Origin of the sequence: Aureimonas sp. Leaf427 (assembly GCF_001425485.1) — a bacterium.
Classification (GTDB): Bacteria; Pseudomonadota; Alphaproteobacteria; order Rhizobiales; family Rhizobiaceae; genus Plantimonas.
Map to the genome: position 1 here is coordinate 77,055 of NZ_LMQW01000053.1, position 13,951 is coordinate 91,005.

At 67.1% G+C, this 13,951-nt stretch carries 13 protein-coding genes and 1 riboswitch; of the genes, 10 read left to right on the top strand and 3 right to left on the bottom strand.

Annotation, left to right across the window (positions count from 1 at the left end; genetic code table 11):
• Positions 1–64: 64 nt before the first annotated feature.
• The 6 genes from ASG62_RS24300 (at position 65) to phoB (ending at position 6,369) form a co-directional block, all read left to right on the top strand.
• On the top strand, positions 65–1,105 hold the full coding sequence (locus ASG62_RS24300) for a PstS family phosphate ABC transporter substrate-binding protein (protein ID WP_056697637.1): 1,041 nt from the start codon (positions 65–67) through the stop codon (positions 1,103–1,105).
• Positions 1,106–1,247: 142 nt separating this feature from the next.
• A complete protein-coding gene (pstC, locus tag ASG62_RS24305) occupies positions 1,248–2,720 on the top strand; it encodes a phosphate ABC transporter permease subunit PstC (protein WP_056697634.1) in 1,473 nt (490 codons plus the stop codon).
• Positions 2,717–4,039, top strand: coding sequence for a phosphate ABC transporter permease PstA (gene pstA / locus ASG62_RS24310; protein ID WP_056697630.1), 1,323 nt, complete (start codon positions 2,717–2,719; stop codon positions 4,037–4,039). The genes pstC and pstA overlap by 4 nt, the downstream gene beginning before the upstream one ends.
• A gap of 16 nt (positions 4,040–4,055) precedes the next feature.
• On the top strand, positions 4,056–4,865 hold the full coding sequence (gene pstB, locus ASG62_RS24315) for a phosphate ABC transporter ATP-binding protein PstB (RefSeq protein ID WP_156382370.1): 810 nt from the start codon (positions 4,056–4,058) through the stop codon (positions 4,863–4,865).
• A gap of 22 nt (positions 4,866–4,887) precedes the next feature.
• On the top strand, positions 4,888–5,625 hold the full coding sequence (gene phoU, locus ASG62_RS24320; protein WP_056697622.1) for a phosphate signaling complex protein PhoU: 738 nt from the start codon (positions 4,888–4,890) through the stop codon (positions 5,623–5,625).
• 12 nt (positions 5,626–5,637) lie between these two features.
• A complete protein-coding gene (gene phoB / locus ASG62_RS24325; RefSeq protein ID WP_056697619.1) occupies positions 5,638–6,369 on the top strand; it encodes a phosphate regulon transcriptional regulator PhoB in 732 nt (243 codons plus the stop codon).
• A 148-nt stretch (positions 6,370–6,517) separates the two neighbouring features.
• Here phoB and ASG62_RS24330 read toward each other — a convergent pair whose 3' ends face one another.
• Positions 6,518–7,099 carry a GcrA family cell cycle regulator gene (locus ASG62_RS24330; RefSeq protein WP_056697806.1) on the bottom strand — a complete coding sequence of 194 codons (582 nt, stop codon included), beginning with the start codon at positions 7,097–7,099 and terminating at the stop codon, positions 6,518–6,520.
• A gap of 461 nt (positions 7,100–7,560) precedes the next feature.
• On the opposite strand from ASG62_RS24330, the gene ASG62_RS24335 reads away from it, so the two are divergent.
• The 3 genes from ASG62_RS24335 to ASG62_RS24345 are packed head-to-tail and all read left to right on the top strand — an operon-like array spanning position 7,561 to position 10,735.
• The gene (locus ASG62_RS24335; RefSeq protein ID WP_056697804.1) at positions 7,561–8,772 is read left to right on the top strand and encodes an aspartate aminotransferase family protein; all 1,212 of its coding nucleotides are present in this window, start codon (positions 7,561–7,563) and stop codon (positions 8,770–8,772) included.
• Positions 8,773–8,783: 11 nt separating this feature from the next.
• Positions 8,784–9,719 carry an ornithine carbamoyltransferase gene (argF, locus tag ASG62_RS24340; protein ID WP_056697616.1) on the top strand — a complete coding sequence of 312 codons (936 nt, stop codon included), beginning with the start codon at positions 8,784–8,786 and terminating at the stop codon, positions 9,717–9,719.
• Positions 9,716–10,735, top strand: a complete 1,020-nt coding sequence (locus ASG62_RS24345) for an Hsp33 family molecular chaperone (RefSeq protein WP_056697613.1) — start codon at positions 9,716–9,718, stop codon at positions 10,733–10,735. Before argF ends, ASG62_RS24345 begins: the two co-directional genes overlap by 4 nt.
• 20 nt (positions 10,736–10,755) lie before the next feature.
• Here ASG62_RS24345 and apaG read toward each other — a convergent pair whose 3' ends face one another.
• Positions 10,756–11,148: a Co2+/Mg2+ efflux protein ApaG gene (gene apaG, locus ASG62_RS24350; protein WP_056697611.1), complete on the bottom strand. Its 393-nt coding sequence runs from the start codon at positions 11,146–11,148 to the stop codon at positions 10,756–10,758.
• 155 nt (positions 11,149–11,303) lie between these two features.
• Positions 11,304–12,500 (bottom strand): O-succinylhomoserine sulfhydrylase, encoded by a 1,197-nt coding sequence (locus ASG62_RS24355; protein WP_056697609.1) that lies wholly within the window; start codon positions 12,498–12,500, stop codon positions 11,304–11,306.
• A 93-nt stretch (positions 12,501–12,593) separates the two neighbouring features.
• Positions 12,594–12,671, bottom strand: a riboswitch (SAM riboswitch).
• 129 nt (positions 12,672–12,800) lie between these two features.
• Here ASG62_RS24355 and ASG62_RS24360 point away from each other — a divergent pair.
• On the top strand, positions 12,801–13,883 hold the full coding sequence (locus ASG62_RS24360) for a 2'-deoxycytidine 5'-triphosphate deaminase (protein WP_056697606.1): 1,083 nt from the start codon (positions 12,801–12,803) through the stop codon (positions 13,881–13,883).
• The last annotated feature ends 68 nt before the right edge of the window (positions 13,884–13,951 follow it).

Below are 13,951 nucleotides of genomic sequence, written 5' to 3' on the forward strand. Positions count from 1 at the left end.
GCCGCAGAGGCCTCCGGCTCCCCCATTCCGGTTCGGTCTCCAATCCCATCAGGAAGGTCCCGTCATGACCATTCGCTCTTTCGCCGCAGGCCTCGCGCTCGGCGCCGCCTTCGTCGCCGCTCCCGCCTACGCCCAGTCCACCGAAGCGCTGCAGATCGCCGGCTCCTCGACCGTCCTGCCCTACGCGCAGATCGTCGCCGAGACCTTCGGCGAGACCTATCCCGACTTCCCGACCCCGGTCGTGGAATCCGGCGGCTCGGGCGCGGGCCTCAAGCAGTTCTGCGCGGGCGTCGGCTCCTCGACCATCGACATCGCGAACTCCTCGCGCGCCATCAAGGACTCCGAGAAGGAGACCTGCAAGTCCAACGGCGTCTCCGACATCCAGGAGGTCAAGTTCGGCTATGACGGCATCGTCTTCGCCAGCGACGCGGCCGGCCCGGACTTCAAGCTGACCCCGGCCCTCGTCTTCAAGGCGCTCGCCGCCAAGACCGTCGTCGACGGCAAGGTCGTCGACAACGCGGCCAAGACCTGGGCCGACGTCGACGCCTCGCTCCCGGCCTGGAAGATCGAGACCTACATTCCGGGCGAGAAGCACGGCACGCGCGAAGTCTTCGAGGAGAAGCTTCTGGCCGCCGGCTGCAAGGAGACCGGTGCCCTCGAAGCCTTCAAGGCGTCCGGCCTCGACGAGAAGGCCGCTGCCGAGCAGTGCCATGCGGTCCGCAAGGACGGCGGCGCGGTCGATATCGACGGCGACTACAACGAGACGCTCGCCCGCATCGATTCGAACAAGCAGGGCGTCGGCGTCTTCGGCCTCGCCTTCTTCGAGCAGAACCAGGACAAGCTGAAGGTCGCGACCGTCAACGACGTCGTCCCCACCGTCGAGACCATCTCGAAGGGCGAGTATCCGGTGTCGCGTCCGCTCTACTTCTACGTGAAGAAGGCGCATATCGGCGTCGTTCCCGGCCTCAAGGAATATGTCGACTTCTTCCTCTCCGAGGACATGATCGGCCCCGAGAGCCCGCTCGCCCAGTACGGCCTCGTGCCGGCTCCCGATGCCGAGCGCGAAGCCTACCGCTCGGACTTCGACGCCGGGAAGACTATGTAAGATCGATGTTCTTCCGGGGCCGGGCGCTTGTCGCGCCCGGCCCCGGAGTCCATTCGGCCGGCGCCTCTTGGCGCCCGGTCATCATCCGTTGCCGGTTGCCGCTCCCGCCGAGCCGCCTGCCGTTGGTAGGGTAACTTTTCCGTTGTCGATCCCCGCGCTTGTCGCCATCGTTCTCCTGATCGGAGCGGCCGCAGCCTATATGGCCGTGGTCAAAGGCCGTCGCCTGACGCCCGAGCCCGGCCAGAAGGTTCACTCCCGCCCGCCCTATCACGGCTCCTACGTGTTTTCCTGGGCCGTCCTGCCGGCCCTCCTGGCGCTCGCGCTCTGCCTGATCGCGGCGCCCGTCGTCATCTCGCACAATGTCGCCGGCGCCATGCCGGAATCCGCCGATGCCGGCCAGGCGACGCTCGCGCGCTCGATGGTCGATACGGTGGCGCAGGGCCTTCGCATCCTGCCCGATGCCGAGCGTGAAGGGGCGGCCAGCCTTTCGGTCGCCGAGCTTCGGCCGCTTCTGGAGCGGCGCGGCATCGCCATCGCCTCCTCCACCGAGGACTACATGGTGCCGATCGCGGCCGAGCAGAACCGGCAGCAGGCCATCGCCTGGACCGGAACGACGGCTCTCGTCCTCCTGCTCTCGGTCGCCGGCGCGCTGCTGAGCCTGTCGCAGATCGCCGTGCGCATGCGGGCCCGCAACCGGGTCGAGGGCATCGTGCGCAGCATGCTGATCCTCGCCTCGTCGGTCGCGATCCTCACGACCATCGGCATCGTCTCCTCCATGCTCTTCGAGACGGTCGACTTCTTCTCCCGCGTGCCGGCCACGAGCTTCTTCTTCGGCACGGTCTGGGACCCCCGCTTCTCCGGCGGCACGGGCGGCGAGGGCCAGTTCGGCCTGATCCCGCTTCTCGCCGGCACGCTCTACATCGCCTTCGTCGCCATGCTCGTCGCCGTGCCGATCGGCCTCTTCGCCGCCATCTACATGGCCGAATATGCCCGGGGCGCCGTGCGCTCCTTCGTGAAGCCGATGCTGGAAGTGCTCGCGGGCATCCCGACCATCGTCTACGGCTTCTTCGCCCTGATCACCGTCGGTCCGTTCCTGCGCGATCTCTCGGCGGAGCTGAACGGCATCGTCACCGGCGACTACACGAACTTCATCCAGGGGCAGAGCGTTCTGACGGCGGGCCTCGTCATGGGCGTCATGCTCATCCCCTTCGTCTCCTCGCTCTCCGACGACATCATCACCTCGGTGCCGGGAACCCTTCGCGACGGCTCGCTCGGCCTCGGGGCCACGCGCTCCGAGACGATCAAGAACGTGATCCTGCCGGCGGCCTTGCCGGGCATCGTCTCCGCGCTGCTCCTCACCGCCTCCCGCGCCATCGGCGAGACGATGATCGTGGTGCTGGCGGCCGGCGTCGCGCCGAACCTCACGCTCAATCCGTTCGAAGCCATGACGACGGTGACGGTCAAGATCGTCAACCAGTTGACCGGTGATCTCGAATTCAACTCGCCGCAGACGCTCGTCGCCTTCGCGCTGGGCCTGACGCTCTTCGTCATCACGCTCTGCCTGAACATCTTCGCGCTCTACATCGTGCGCAAATACCGGGAGCAGTACGAATGACCGACGCGACCGTCGACGGGGCCGCCATCCCCCGCCGGGCCGTGCCCCGGCGCGACATCGGCATCAAGAAGCGCTACGCCGCCGAGCGCCGGTTCCAGGCCTACGGAATCACCGCGATCGCGATCGGCATGATCTTCCTCGCCATCCTGCTCTGGAGCGTCATCTCGAAGGGCTACACGTCCTTCTTCCAGACCGAGATCCTGCTGCCCGTGACCTATGCGGAGAGCGTGATCGACCCGAAGAACCAGCGGGCCGACGATCCGCGCATCCTCGCCCGGCCGCTCGCCTACCAGAAGATCGGCCGCGAATCGCTCTACGGGCTGATCGGCGTCGATCCGCAGGACAAGGCGGCCACGCGGCTGGCCGGCGCGCTCCTCTCCGACGGTGCCCCCGCGCAGCTGTCGCAGATCGTCCAGGCGGATCTCACCGCGCTGAACCAGACGCGGGAGGTCTGGGTCTATGCATCCGGCGCCGTGGACAGCGTTGTGAAGGGCCAGTTCGACGTCTCGATCCCCGAGAGCCGCCGCCCGATCAAGGACGCGCAGCTCGCCTGGATCGAGCAGCTGAAGGCCTCCGGCCATCTGAAGCAGAACTTCAACTGGGGCTTCTTCACCAACGGCGCCTCCAGCCGCGCGGAGACCTCGGGCGTCGGCGTCGCCATCGTCGGCTCGCTGACCATGATGCTGGTCGTCCTCGTCCTGGCGCTGCCGCTCGGCGTCGCCGCCTCGATCTATCTCGAGGAGTTCGCCCCGAAGAACCGGTTCACCGACCTCATCGAGGTGAACATCAACAATCTCGCGGCCGTGCCCTCGATCGTCTACGGCATCCTCGGTCTCGCGGTGTTCATCGGCTATCTCGGCATGCCGCGCTCGGCCTCGCTGGTCGGCGGTCTCGTCCTGACGCTGATGACGCTGCCGACGATCATCATCGCCACCCGCGCGGCGCTGAAGGCCGTGCCTCCCTCGATCCGCTCGGCCGCCCTCGGCCTCGGCGCGTCGAAGATGCAGACGACGTTCCAGCACGTTCTCCCCCTGGCCATGCCGGGCATCCTCACCGGCACGATCATCGGGCTCGCCCATGCGCTCGGCGAGACCGCGCCGCTGCTCCTCATCGGCATGAAGGCCTTCGTCGCGGACTATCCCTCGACCCCGCTCGATGCCTCCAGCGCGCTGCCCGTTCAGATCTATCTCTGGTCGATCGAGGCCGACCGCGCCTTCGTGGAGCGCACCTCCGGCGCGATCATGGTGCTCCTCGCCTTCCTCGCGGTGATGAACGTCTCCGCTATCTTGCTTCGTCGTCGCTTCGAGCGGCGCTGGTAGAACGGTCCGAACCATGATGGAACACTTCCAGACGACACTCACCAAGGGTCCGGCCGTGCCGATAGACAGACAGATCAAAATGCGGGGCGATAAGGTCACCGTACATTACGGTGCCAAGCAGGCGCTTCACGCCGTCAGCCTCGACATCGCCGAGAAGCAGGTGACGGCGCTGATCGGCCCGTCCGGCTGCGGCAAGTCCACATTCCTGCGCTGCCTCAACCGCATGAACGACACGGTCGAGTCCGCCCGCGTCGGCGGCAAGATCACGCTTGACGGCGAGGACATCTACAATCCCGACATCGACGTCGTGGAACTGCGCGCCCGCGTCGGTATGGTCTTCCAGAAGCCCAATCCGTTCCCGAAGTCGATCTTCGAGAACGTCGCCTACGGACCCAAGATCCACGGCCTCGCCAAGTCCAAGGCGGACATGGAGGAGATCGTCGTCTCCAGCCTTCGCCGGGCCGGCCTCTTCGAGGAGGTCAAGGACCGGCTACACGAGGCCGGCACGGGGCTCTCCGGCGGCCAGCAGCAGCGCCTGTGCATCGCCCGCGCCATCGCGGTCTCGCCGGAGGTCATCCTCATGGACGAGCCCTGCTCGGCGCTCGATCCGATCGCGACCGCGATCGTGGAGGAGCTGATCGACGAGCTGAAGCAGAACTTCACGATCGTGATCGTCACCCATTCCATGCAGCAGGCCGCGCGCGTCAGCCAGGTCACGGCCATGTTCCACCTCGGAAACATCGCCGAGGTCGGCTCGACCGAGAAGATGTTCCAAAATCCCGACGACAAGCGGACGCAGGACTACATCACCGGACGCTTCGGCTAACCGGCGGACGAGGAGGAAGACCATGGACGAGCATATCGTCAGATCCTACGACGAAGAACTGAAGTTCATCGTGCGCCGCATCTCGGAAATGGGAGGCCAGGCCGAGCGCATCGTGGAGCGGGCCGTCGCCGCGCTGATGCGCAGCGACTGGGGCCTCGCGCAGTCGGTCGTCGCGGACGACCTGCTTCTCGACGCCGCCCAGCGCGAGCTCGACGAGCGCGCCATCATGACCATCGCCAAGCGCCAGCCGATGGCGCACGACCTGCGCGAGATCGTCGGCGCCATCCGCATCTCCAACGATCTCGAGCGCATCGGCGATCTCGGCAAGAACATCGCCAAGCGCGTCATCGCGGTCCACGAGCACCAGCAGCCGATCAAGCTCGTGCGCGGCATCGAGCATCTCTCGGAACTGGCGATCGAGCAGCTGAAGCAGGTGCTCGACGCCTATGCGCAGCGCGATCACGTCCGCGCGGAGGACATCCGCGAGGGCGACGAAGAGATCGACGCCATGTACACCTCGATCTTCCGCGAACTCCTGACCTACATGATGGAAGATCCGCGCAACATCACCGCCTGCACGCATCTCCTCTTCTCGGCCAAGAACATCGAGCGGATCGGCGATCACGCGACGAACATCGCGGAGACGATCTACTACATCAAGACGGGCGAGCAGATGGCCCAGGAGCGGCCGAAGAACGACCAGACCGCTTCGATGCGGCTCACGGTCGAGGACGGCATCGCGCCGGCCTCCGGCAGTTAAGGGGCCGTCGAGGTGAACGCCCGCATCGCGGTGGTCGAGGACGAGGAAGCGCTGGGAGTTCTCCTGCGCTACAATCTGGAGGCCGAGGGCTACATCGTCGACACGATCGCGCGTGGCGACGAGGCCGACCTCCGGCTGAAGGAGGCGGTTCCCGACCTTCTCATCCTGGACTGGATGCTGCCCGGCCTTTCCGGCGTCGAGCTGTGCCGGCGTCTGCGGACGCGGCCGGAGACCGAGCGGCTGCCGATCATCATGCTCACCGCGCGCGGCGAGGAATCCGAGCGCGTGCGCGGCCTCTCGGTCGGCGCGGACGACTATGTGGTGAAGCCCTTCTCGACGCCTGAGCTTCTGGCCCGTGTGCGCGCCATGCTGCGGCGGGCGAAGCCCGAGAAGATCTCGACGCTTCTCTCCGCCGGCGACATCGACCTCGATCGGGAGACGCATCGCGTCCGCCGGTCGGGCCGCGAGATCAAGCTCGGACCGACGGAGTTCAAGCTCCTCGAGTTCCTGATGCAGTCGCCCGGCCGCGTCTTCTCGCGCGAGCAGCTGCTCGACGGGGTCTGGGGCCGGGACATCTATGTCGACGAGCGCACGGTGGACGTCCATGTCGGGCGCCTGCGCAAGTCGATCAACCGGGGCCGGCAGCGCGATCCCATCCGCACCGTGCGCGGCGCGGGCTATGCGCTGGACGAGCAGTTCACGGCGGCCAAGGCCGTCGTGCGAAGCGACGCCCTCAGCGCCTGACGCCACGCTTCCTTCTGCTTCGAGGCCATCGCATCCTGCCGGATGCGGTGGCCTTTTCGCGTCGCGGCGGATGTTCGGACTTCGCGCCGGGCCTGAAACGAAAAACGGCGCCTCGAAGGGCGCCGTTTCGATCTCGTGTCGGTGCCGCTCAGCGGACGCGGCGGCGTTCCGAGACGGGCTGGAAGGCGAGGCGCGCGTGATAGGCGCAATAGGGGGAGGCGTCGTTCGAATGGTTGCCGCAGAAGCGGAAATCGGCCTGGAGCGGGTCGCCGAGCGGCCATTTGCAGGTGCGGTCGCTGAGCTGGACGAGCGTCAGGTTGCGCGAGATCGGAACGACCTCGCCGGGCACGCGCGGCTGCAGGTCGCCGATGACGAGCTCTTCGTCCGGCTCGATCTTGAAGGCCGTAGCCCCGTCCACGCGGGGGGCGGAGCGGGGGGCGGACGGGCTGGCGACGACGCGCAGGGTGGCCGGAATGACGACGGCCTCCTCGACGGAGACGTCGCTCTCCTCCACGATCACCGTGTTCAGCTCGTCGGCACCGACCAGCTCCGACGCCGCCAGGACGCCGCTCGATGCGGGCCGGGCCCGGCCTTCGAGCTTCAGGCGATGGACCTTGCCGATCACCGCGTTGCGCGTGACGCCGCCGAGCTGGGTGGCGATCTGGCTGGCGCTCAGCCCCTCGCTCCAGAGCTTGCTCAGAAGCTCCACTCTCTCGTCGGTCCAGCCCATGCAAAGCTCCTTCACTTCTGGCCCGCGCGGCAGGACGGAATCCATCATCCCCTTCCCAGCCACAGGCCAGGAAGCGATATCAACATCTATTGGTTGACGAGGTCCGCCGCACGAAATCTTGTGTCTTGGAAAATTTAACCTATCGGGTGAGTCCGTGACAAGAGTCGGTCCCATTGACTGGAATCGATTTCGAGCTTTTCCCCAGGTGTCTCGATTCGAAACCCGGTTCGGCCGCTTGACCGAAAGCGCCCGCCGCCGACCGAGGAAGACCCGGCTTCGATTGACATTTCCGCTTCTTTCTATGGTATAGGCACGAAACTTCCTCGAAAGCGGATGCTCCTGCGGGGGCGTTATCAGGACCGCCGGTGAGCGCCTCGGGCGCGCTTCGGCCCCAAGAGCCATTGCGGCGAGCCCTCCATGGATTCCGGGCCGCCCCTTCCGATACGGAAATGAGCGTCGTCATGTCTGCCGAGTCCCCGTCGTCCTCCCCCCTCTACTCCACCTATGCGCGCGCGCCGCTCCAGTTCGAGCGCGGTGCCGGTGTCTGGCTGGAGACGGCGGACGGCCGCCGATATCTCGATCTGGCGGGCGGCGTCGCGGTCAACTCGCTCGGCCATGCCCATCCCCATCTCGTCGAGGCGCTCAAGAGCCAGGCCGAGAAGCTCTGGCACGTCTCGAACCTCTACGAGATCCCCGGACAGAACCGGCTCGCCGAGCGTCTGACGGCCGTGACCTTCGCCGACCGCGCCTTCTTCACCAATTCCGGCGCCGAGGCGATCGAATGCGCGGTGAAGACCGCGCGGCGCTATCACTATGTGAACGGCAATCCCGAGCGTTTCCGGATCGTCACCTTCGAGGGCGCCTTCCATGGCCGCACGCTTGCCACGATCGCCGCGGGCGGGCAGGCGAAGTATCTGGAAGGCTTCGGGCCGAAGGTCGAGGGCTTCGATCAGGTCGCCTTCGGCGATCACGAGGGGCTGAAGGCCGCGATCACCGATGCGACGGCCGCCATCCTCGTCGAGCCGATCCAGGGCGAAGGCGGCATCCGCTCGGTCCCGCCGGAGTGCCTGCGGGGGCTTCGCGAGCTTTGCGACGAGGCCGGCATCCTCCTCATCTACGACGAGGTCCAGACCGGCGTTGGACGCACCGGGCATCTCTTCGCGCATGAGGCATCGGGCGCCTTCCCCGACATCATGGCGGTGGCCAAGGGCATCGGCGGCGGTTTCCCCATGGGCGCGTGCCTTGCGACCGAGGAAGCGGCCAAGGGCATGACGGCCGGCACGCACGGCTCGACCTTCGGCGGCAATCCGCTCGCCATGGCGGTCGGCAATGCCGTGCTCGACGTGATTCTGGAGGACGATTTCCTGCAGAACGTCCGCGACGCCGCGCTGCAGTTCAAGCAGGGCCTCGCCTCGCTGGTCGACCGCTTTCCCGACGTCGTGTCCGAAGTGCGCGGGGAGGGGCTCCTTCTCGGCATCAAGGCCAAGGTGCAGAACACGGCGCTGATCGCCGAGATCCGCGATCATGGCGTTTTGACCGTTCCCGCGGGCGACAATGTCGTGCGCCTCCTGCCGCCGCTGATCATCACGGCGGACGAGGTGCGCGAGGCGCTGGCGCGCATCGAGGCCGCCGTTTCGAGCCTGTCGCTCGCCTCCGCCAAGAAGTCGGCGTGAGCGGCATGGGGATGAACGGAGCCTTCGGGCAGAAGCCCCGGCATTTCATCGATCTGGCCGTGGTCGAGAAGGCCGAGCTGCATTCGATCGTGAGCGATGCGATCCAGCGCAAGGCGCTCGGCCGTGACGGGCCGAAGCCGCTTTCCGGCAAGGTCCTGGCGATGATCTTCGACAAGCCCTCGACGCGCACGCGCGTCTCCTTCGACGTCGCCATGCGCCAGCTCGGCGGCGAGACGCTGTTCCTCTCCGGCACCGAGATGCAGCTCGGCCGGTCCGAGACGATCGCGGACACCGCGCGCGTCCTCTCGCGCTATGTCGACGCGATCATGATCCGCACGACGACGCACGACCGGCTGCTCGAAATGGCCGAATTCGCGACGGTGCCCGTCATCAACGGGCTGACCGACGACACGCATCCCTGCCAGATCATGGCCGATCTCATGACCTATCAGGAGAAGCGCGGCTCCGTCGCGGGCAAGACGATCGCCTGGAGCGGCGACGGCAACAACGTCCTGAACAGCTTCATCGAGGCCTCCGCGCGTTTCGACTTCACCTTGCGCATCGCGACGCCCGAGGGCTCGGAGCCGGATGCGGGCCGCATCGCGCGCGCGCGCGCCGACGGCGGCTCGATCGTCACGACCTTCGATGCCGTGGAAGCCGTGCGCGGCGCCGATCTCGTCGTGACCGACACCTGGGTCTCGATGGGCCGCGAGGATCAGGCGCGGGGGCACAACGTCTTCCAGCCCTATCAGGTCGACGGACGCCTGATGAGCCACGCCGCGCCGGACGCGTTGTTCATGCACTGCCTGCCAGCCCATCGGGGCGAGGAGGTCACGGACGAGGTGATCGACGGGCCGCAGTCGGTGGTGTTCGACGAGGCGGAGAACCGTCTTCACGCCCAGAAGTCGATCCTCGCCTGGTGCTTCGGCGAGGTCGCCGCATCATGAGTTCGCAGATCACTTCGGACGAGGCGGGTTATTCCGGGCTCGGCGGCTTCGGCTTTGCCGGCGACGACGCGGTCGTGCCCTTCCATGTGGAGGCGCTGGACGCGCGCGGCCGCGCCGTGCAGCTCGGCACCATGCTCGATCAGGTTCTCGGACGTCACGACTATCCCGAGCCCGTCTCGCGGCTTCTGGCCGAGATGATCGTTCTGACCGTCCTTCTCGGCACTTCGCTGAAGTTCGACGGCAAGTTCATCGCGCAGGCGCAGACGGACGGGCCGGTCGATCTTCTCGTGGTCGATTTCACGACGCCCTCCAGCGTCCGCGCCTATGCGCGCTTCGACGAGGAGCGGGTCGCCGCCGCCGCTGCCGGCCCGCACGCGGCCGAGACGCTGCTCGGCGCCGGCACGCTGGCTTTGACCGTCGATCAGGGCGGCCACATGCAGCGCTATCAGGGCATCGTGGAACTCACCGGCGGCTCCTCGCTGGAGGACGTGGCCGAGGGCTATTTCCGGCAGTCCGAGCAGATCCCGACGACCGTGCGCCTTGCCGTCGCCCGGATCGCACGGCGTTCGGAGGCCGGCGGCTTCGTCGAGACCTGGCGGGCCGGTGGCCTCATCGCGCAGTTCCTGCCCGAAGCGCCCGAGCGGATGCGCATGCCCGACCTGCCCGGCGGCGACGCGCCCGAAGGCGCCGAGGACCTGTCCGTCTTCGCAGACGACGACGCCTGGACCGAGGTCAAGGCGCTGGTCGAGACCGTCCACGACTCCGAACTCGCCGATCCCGATGTCGGCGTCGAGCGCCTTCTCTTCCGGCTGTTCCACGAGCGCGGCGTTCGCGTCTTTCCGGCGACGGCCGTCATCGACGACTGCTCCTGCTCGCGCGAGCGCATCAAGGAGGTCCTTTCCAACTTCTCCGCCGAGGAGATCACGGAGAGCGTCGAGGAGGGCCGGATCGCGGTCACCTGCGAATTCTGCGGCGAGCATTACGACTTCGCGCCGGAGGAATTCGAGACCGACTGAATTCGCGCGACCGGTTCGGCTCAGTTCAGGATACGCCGGTGGACCGGGGCATCCAGCGAGAAGGCGGGGATGTCGGCCTCGAAGCTTTTGCCGGAGGGAAGCTGCATCCGGTAATGGCCGCGCATGATGCCGGACGGCGTCGGCAGCGGGCAGCCGGACGTGTAGGTGTAGCTGTCGCCCGGCGACAGGATCGGCGTGTCGCCGACGACGCCCGCCCCGCGCACCTCTTCGACATGGCCCCGGCCATCCGTGATGTGCCAGTAGCGATGCGTCAGCTGCACGGTGTCGCGGCTGCCGTTCTCGATCTCCACCTTGTAGGCGAAGACCCAGCGTCCGTCGTCCGGCTTCGACTGCGCCTCCAGATAGCTCGGCGTGACCGTGATCGTGATGTGGCGGGTGGTGGCGCTGTACATGGGCTGTCCTGATCCCTTCCGTCCGATGCTCTACCAGCCGTTGTCCTCGGACCTATCGCCGGGCGGCATGCCGGTCAACGACCGGGGGCGCGGAAGGTGTCGCTGCCGCGCCCGCCGATGGGGCGGGCACGGTGATCCCGGTTGCGAGAGGCCGCTCAGATCGCGCGAAGGGCGATCTCGATATCGTCGATGAGATCCGCCACGTCCTCGATGCCGACGGACAGGCGCAGGAGTCCGTCGTTGATGCCGAGTTCGGCGCGGATTTCGGGGGCGAGGTTCTTGTGCGTCGTCGTCGCGGGATGCGTGATGAGGCTCTTGGAATCACCGAGATTGTTCGAAATCTTGATGACTTCGAGCGCGTTGGAGAAGCGGAAGGCCGCTTCCTTTCCGCCCTTCAGATCGAAGGCGACGAGCGTCGAGCCGCCCGTCATCTGCTTGGCGATGACGGCGGCATCGGGATGGTCGGCGCGGCCGGGATAGAGGACGCGCGCGATCTCGTCCGACTGCGCGAGCCGATCGGCGAGGAGCCCGGCGCTCGTCGTCTGGCGCGCGACGCGCAGCGGCAACGTCTCGAGGCCCTTCAGCATGGTCCAGGCATTGAAGGGCGAGAGCGAGGGGCCGGTGTGGCGGAAGAAGTCCGCCAGATTCTTGTCGATCCAGTCCTGGTTCGACAGGATGACACCGCCGAGGCACCGTCCCTGGCCGTCGATATGCTTGGTCGCGGAATAGACGACGATGTCGGCGCCGAGCTGCAGCGGCTTCTGCTGCATGGGCGTGGCGAAGACGTTGTCGACGACGACGGTGGCGCCGGCCGCATGGGCGATCTCGGCGACGGCCGCGATGTCGATGACCTCCAGCGTCGGATTGGTCGGCGTCTCCATGAAGAAGACCTTGGTCTCCGGGCGCACGGCCTCGCGCCAGGCGTCGAGATCGCGCCCGTCGACGAAGGTGGACGCGACGCCGGCGCGTCCGAGAACGGTTTCCACCACATAGCGACACGAGCCGAAGAGGGCGCGCGAGGAGACGATGTGATCCCCCGCCTTCACCTGGCACTGGAGCGCGGCGGTCACGGCGGCCATGCCGGAGGCGGTGGCGCGCGCGTCCTCGGCGCCTTCGAGCGCAATCATGCGCTCCTCGAACATGCGCGTCGTCGGATTGCCGTAGCGCGAATAGATGAAGCCGGGCTCCTCGCCCTTGAAGCGGGCCTCGGCGGCTTCGGCGCTGTCGTAGACGAAGCCCTGCGTCAGGAAGAGCGCCTCGGAGGTCTCGCCGAAGCCGGAACGCACGGTTCCGCCATGCACCATCTGCGTTGCCGGGCGAAGCGTGCGGCTGGTCTTCGATTTCGTGTCCATCGACAGGTCTCCTGATCCGGGGCGGCGCAGCCAAGCGCGAACCCAACGCGAAAAGGCCGGTCTTCGCGTCGCCGCAAAGCCGGTCTCCGAGCCAATACGTTCGGGACGGCCCTTTAGCGAATTGTTTAACGTGGCTGCAAGCCGGCCGGCCAAATCACCACGATGCGCGCCGATATAGCGCCGTAGACCCCGAAGCGTCAATTCCTCGAATGCGGGGTCTCTTGGCTCTTGGCCGCCGCTCCGCTAGGGGAAGGGGGCTGCCGAAACGGCAGGCGTCGGGCGTCAGGGATCGGAACGGGCATGACAGGGGGCATCCTGCCGGATCGCGAGATCGCGGCGCTCTACAGCGCGGGGGCGATTTCATCCATTGCGGCGCTCGATGCCGACCAGATCCAGCCGGCGAGCCTCGATCTTCGCCTGGGGAAGACGGCCTATCGCGCGCGCGCGAGCTTCCTGCCCGGGCCGAACGCGACCGTTTCCGACAAGCTGAAGCGCTTCTCCTTGCACGAGATCGACCTCTCCAACGGTGCGGTTCTGGAGACGGGCTGCGTCTATCTCGTGCCGCTGATGGAGAGCCTCGCGCTGCCCACCGGCGTCACGGCCGCGGCGAACCCGAAATCCTCCACCGGGCGGCTCGACATCTTCACCCGGGTCATCACCGACGGGGCGCAGGAATTCGACAAGGTGCCGGCCGGCTACACGGGGCCGCTCTTTCTGGAAATCTCGCCGCGCACCTTTCCCATCGTGGTGCGGCCGGGCTCGCGCCTCAGCCAGATCCGCTTTCGCGCCGGCGGCACGCTTCTCACCGAAGCCGACCTTGCCGCGCTTCATGCGGCGGAAACGCTGGTCGCGAGCCGCGAGGCCAATATCTCGCATGGCGGCATCGCGCTTTCGATCGACCTCGTGGGCGACGAGGACGGGCTCGTCGGCTATCGCGGCAAGCGGCACACGGGCGTCGTCGACGTCGACAGGCGGGGCGCGCATGCCGTCGCCGAGTTCTGGGAGCCGATCCGGCGCTCGGGGGAGGGCGAACTCGTGCTCGATCCCGACGAGTTCTACATCCTCGTCTCCGCCGAGGCCGTGCACGTGCCGCCCGCCTATGCCGCCGAGATGACGCCGTACGATCCGCTCGTCGGCGAGTTCCGCGTCCACTATGCGGGCTTCTTCGACCCGGGTTTCGGCCATTCCTCCGCCGGCGGGACGGGCAGCCGCGCCGTGCTCGAAGTGCGCAGCCACGAGGTGCCCTTCATCCTGGAGCACGGGCAGATCGTCGGCCGCCTCGTCTACGAGCGCATGGCCGCGCTGCCCGAACGGCTCTACGGCCTCGACCTCGCCTCCAACTACCAGGCCCAGGGCCTTAAACTCTCCAAGCATTTCGCCTGACGCCTGCCCGACCCGATCCGCCGCCTCTTGCGCGGCGGATCGCCGTCCACTACCAAGATGGCCGAGCG

Coding starts and splice junctions, on each gene's coding strand:
- ASG62_RS24355 (WP_056697609.1), bottom strand. CDS start 12,500: ATGGACACGAAATCGAAGACCAGCCGCACGCTTCGCCCGGCAACGCAG.
- ASG62_RS24360 (WP_056697606.1), top strand. CDS start 12,801: ATGACAGGGGGCATCCTGCCGGATCGCGAGATCGCGGCGCTCTACAGC.
- pstA (WP_056697630.1), top strand. CDS start 2,717: ATGACCGACGCGACCGTCGACGGGGCCGCCATCCCCCGCCGGGCCGTG.
- ASG62_RS24335 (WP_056697804.1), top strand. CDS start 7,561: ATGTCTGCCGAGTCCCCGTCGTCCTCCCCCCTCTACTCCACCTATGCG.
- ASG62_RS24300 (WP_056697637.1), top strand. CDS start 65: ATGACCATTCGCTCTTTCGCCGCAGGCCTCGCGCTCGGCGCCGCCTTC.
- apaG (WP_056697611.1), bottom strand. CDS start 11,148: ATGTACAGCGCCACCACCCGCCACATCACGATCACGGTCACGCCGAGC.
- pstB (WP_156382370.1), top strand. CDS start 4,056: ATGGAACACTTCCAGACGACACTCACCAAGGGTCCGGCCGTGCCGATA.
- ASG62_RS24330 (WP_056697806.1), bottom strand. CDS start 7,099: ATGGGCTGGACCGACGAGAGAGTGGAGCTTCTGAGCAAGCTCTGGAGC.
- ASG62_RS24345 (WP_056697613.1), top strand. CDS start 9,716: ATGAGTTCGCAGATCACTTCGGACGAGGCGGGTTATTCCGGGCTCGGC.
- phoU (WP_056697622.1), top strand. CDS start 4,888: ATGGACGAGCATATCGTCAGATCCTACGACGAAGAACTGAAGTTCATC.
- argF (WP_056697616.1), top strand. CDS start 8,784: ATGAACGGAGCCTTCGGGCAGAAGCCCCGGCATTTCATCGATCTGGCC.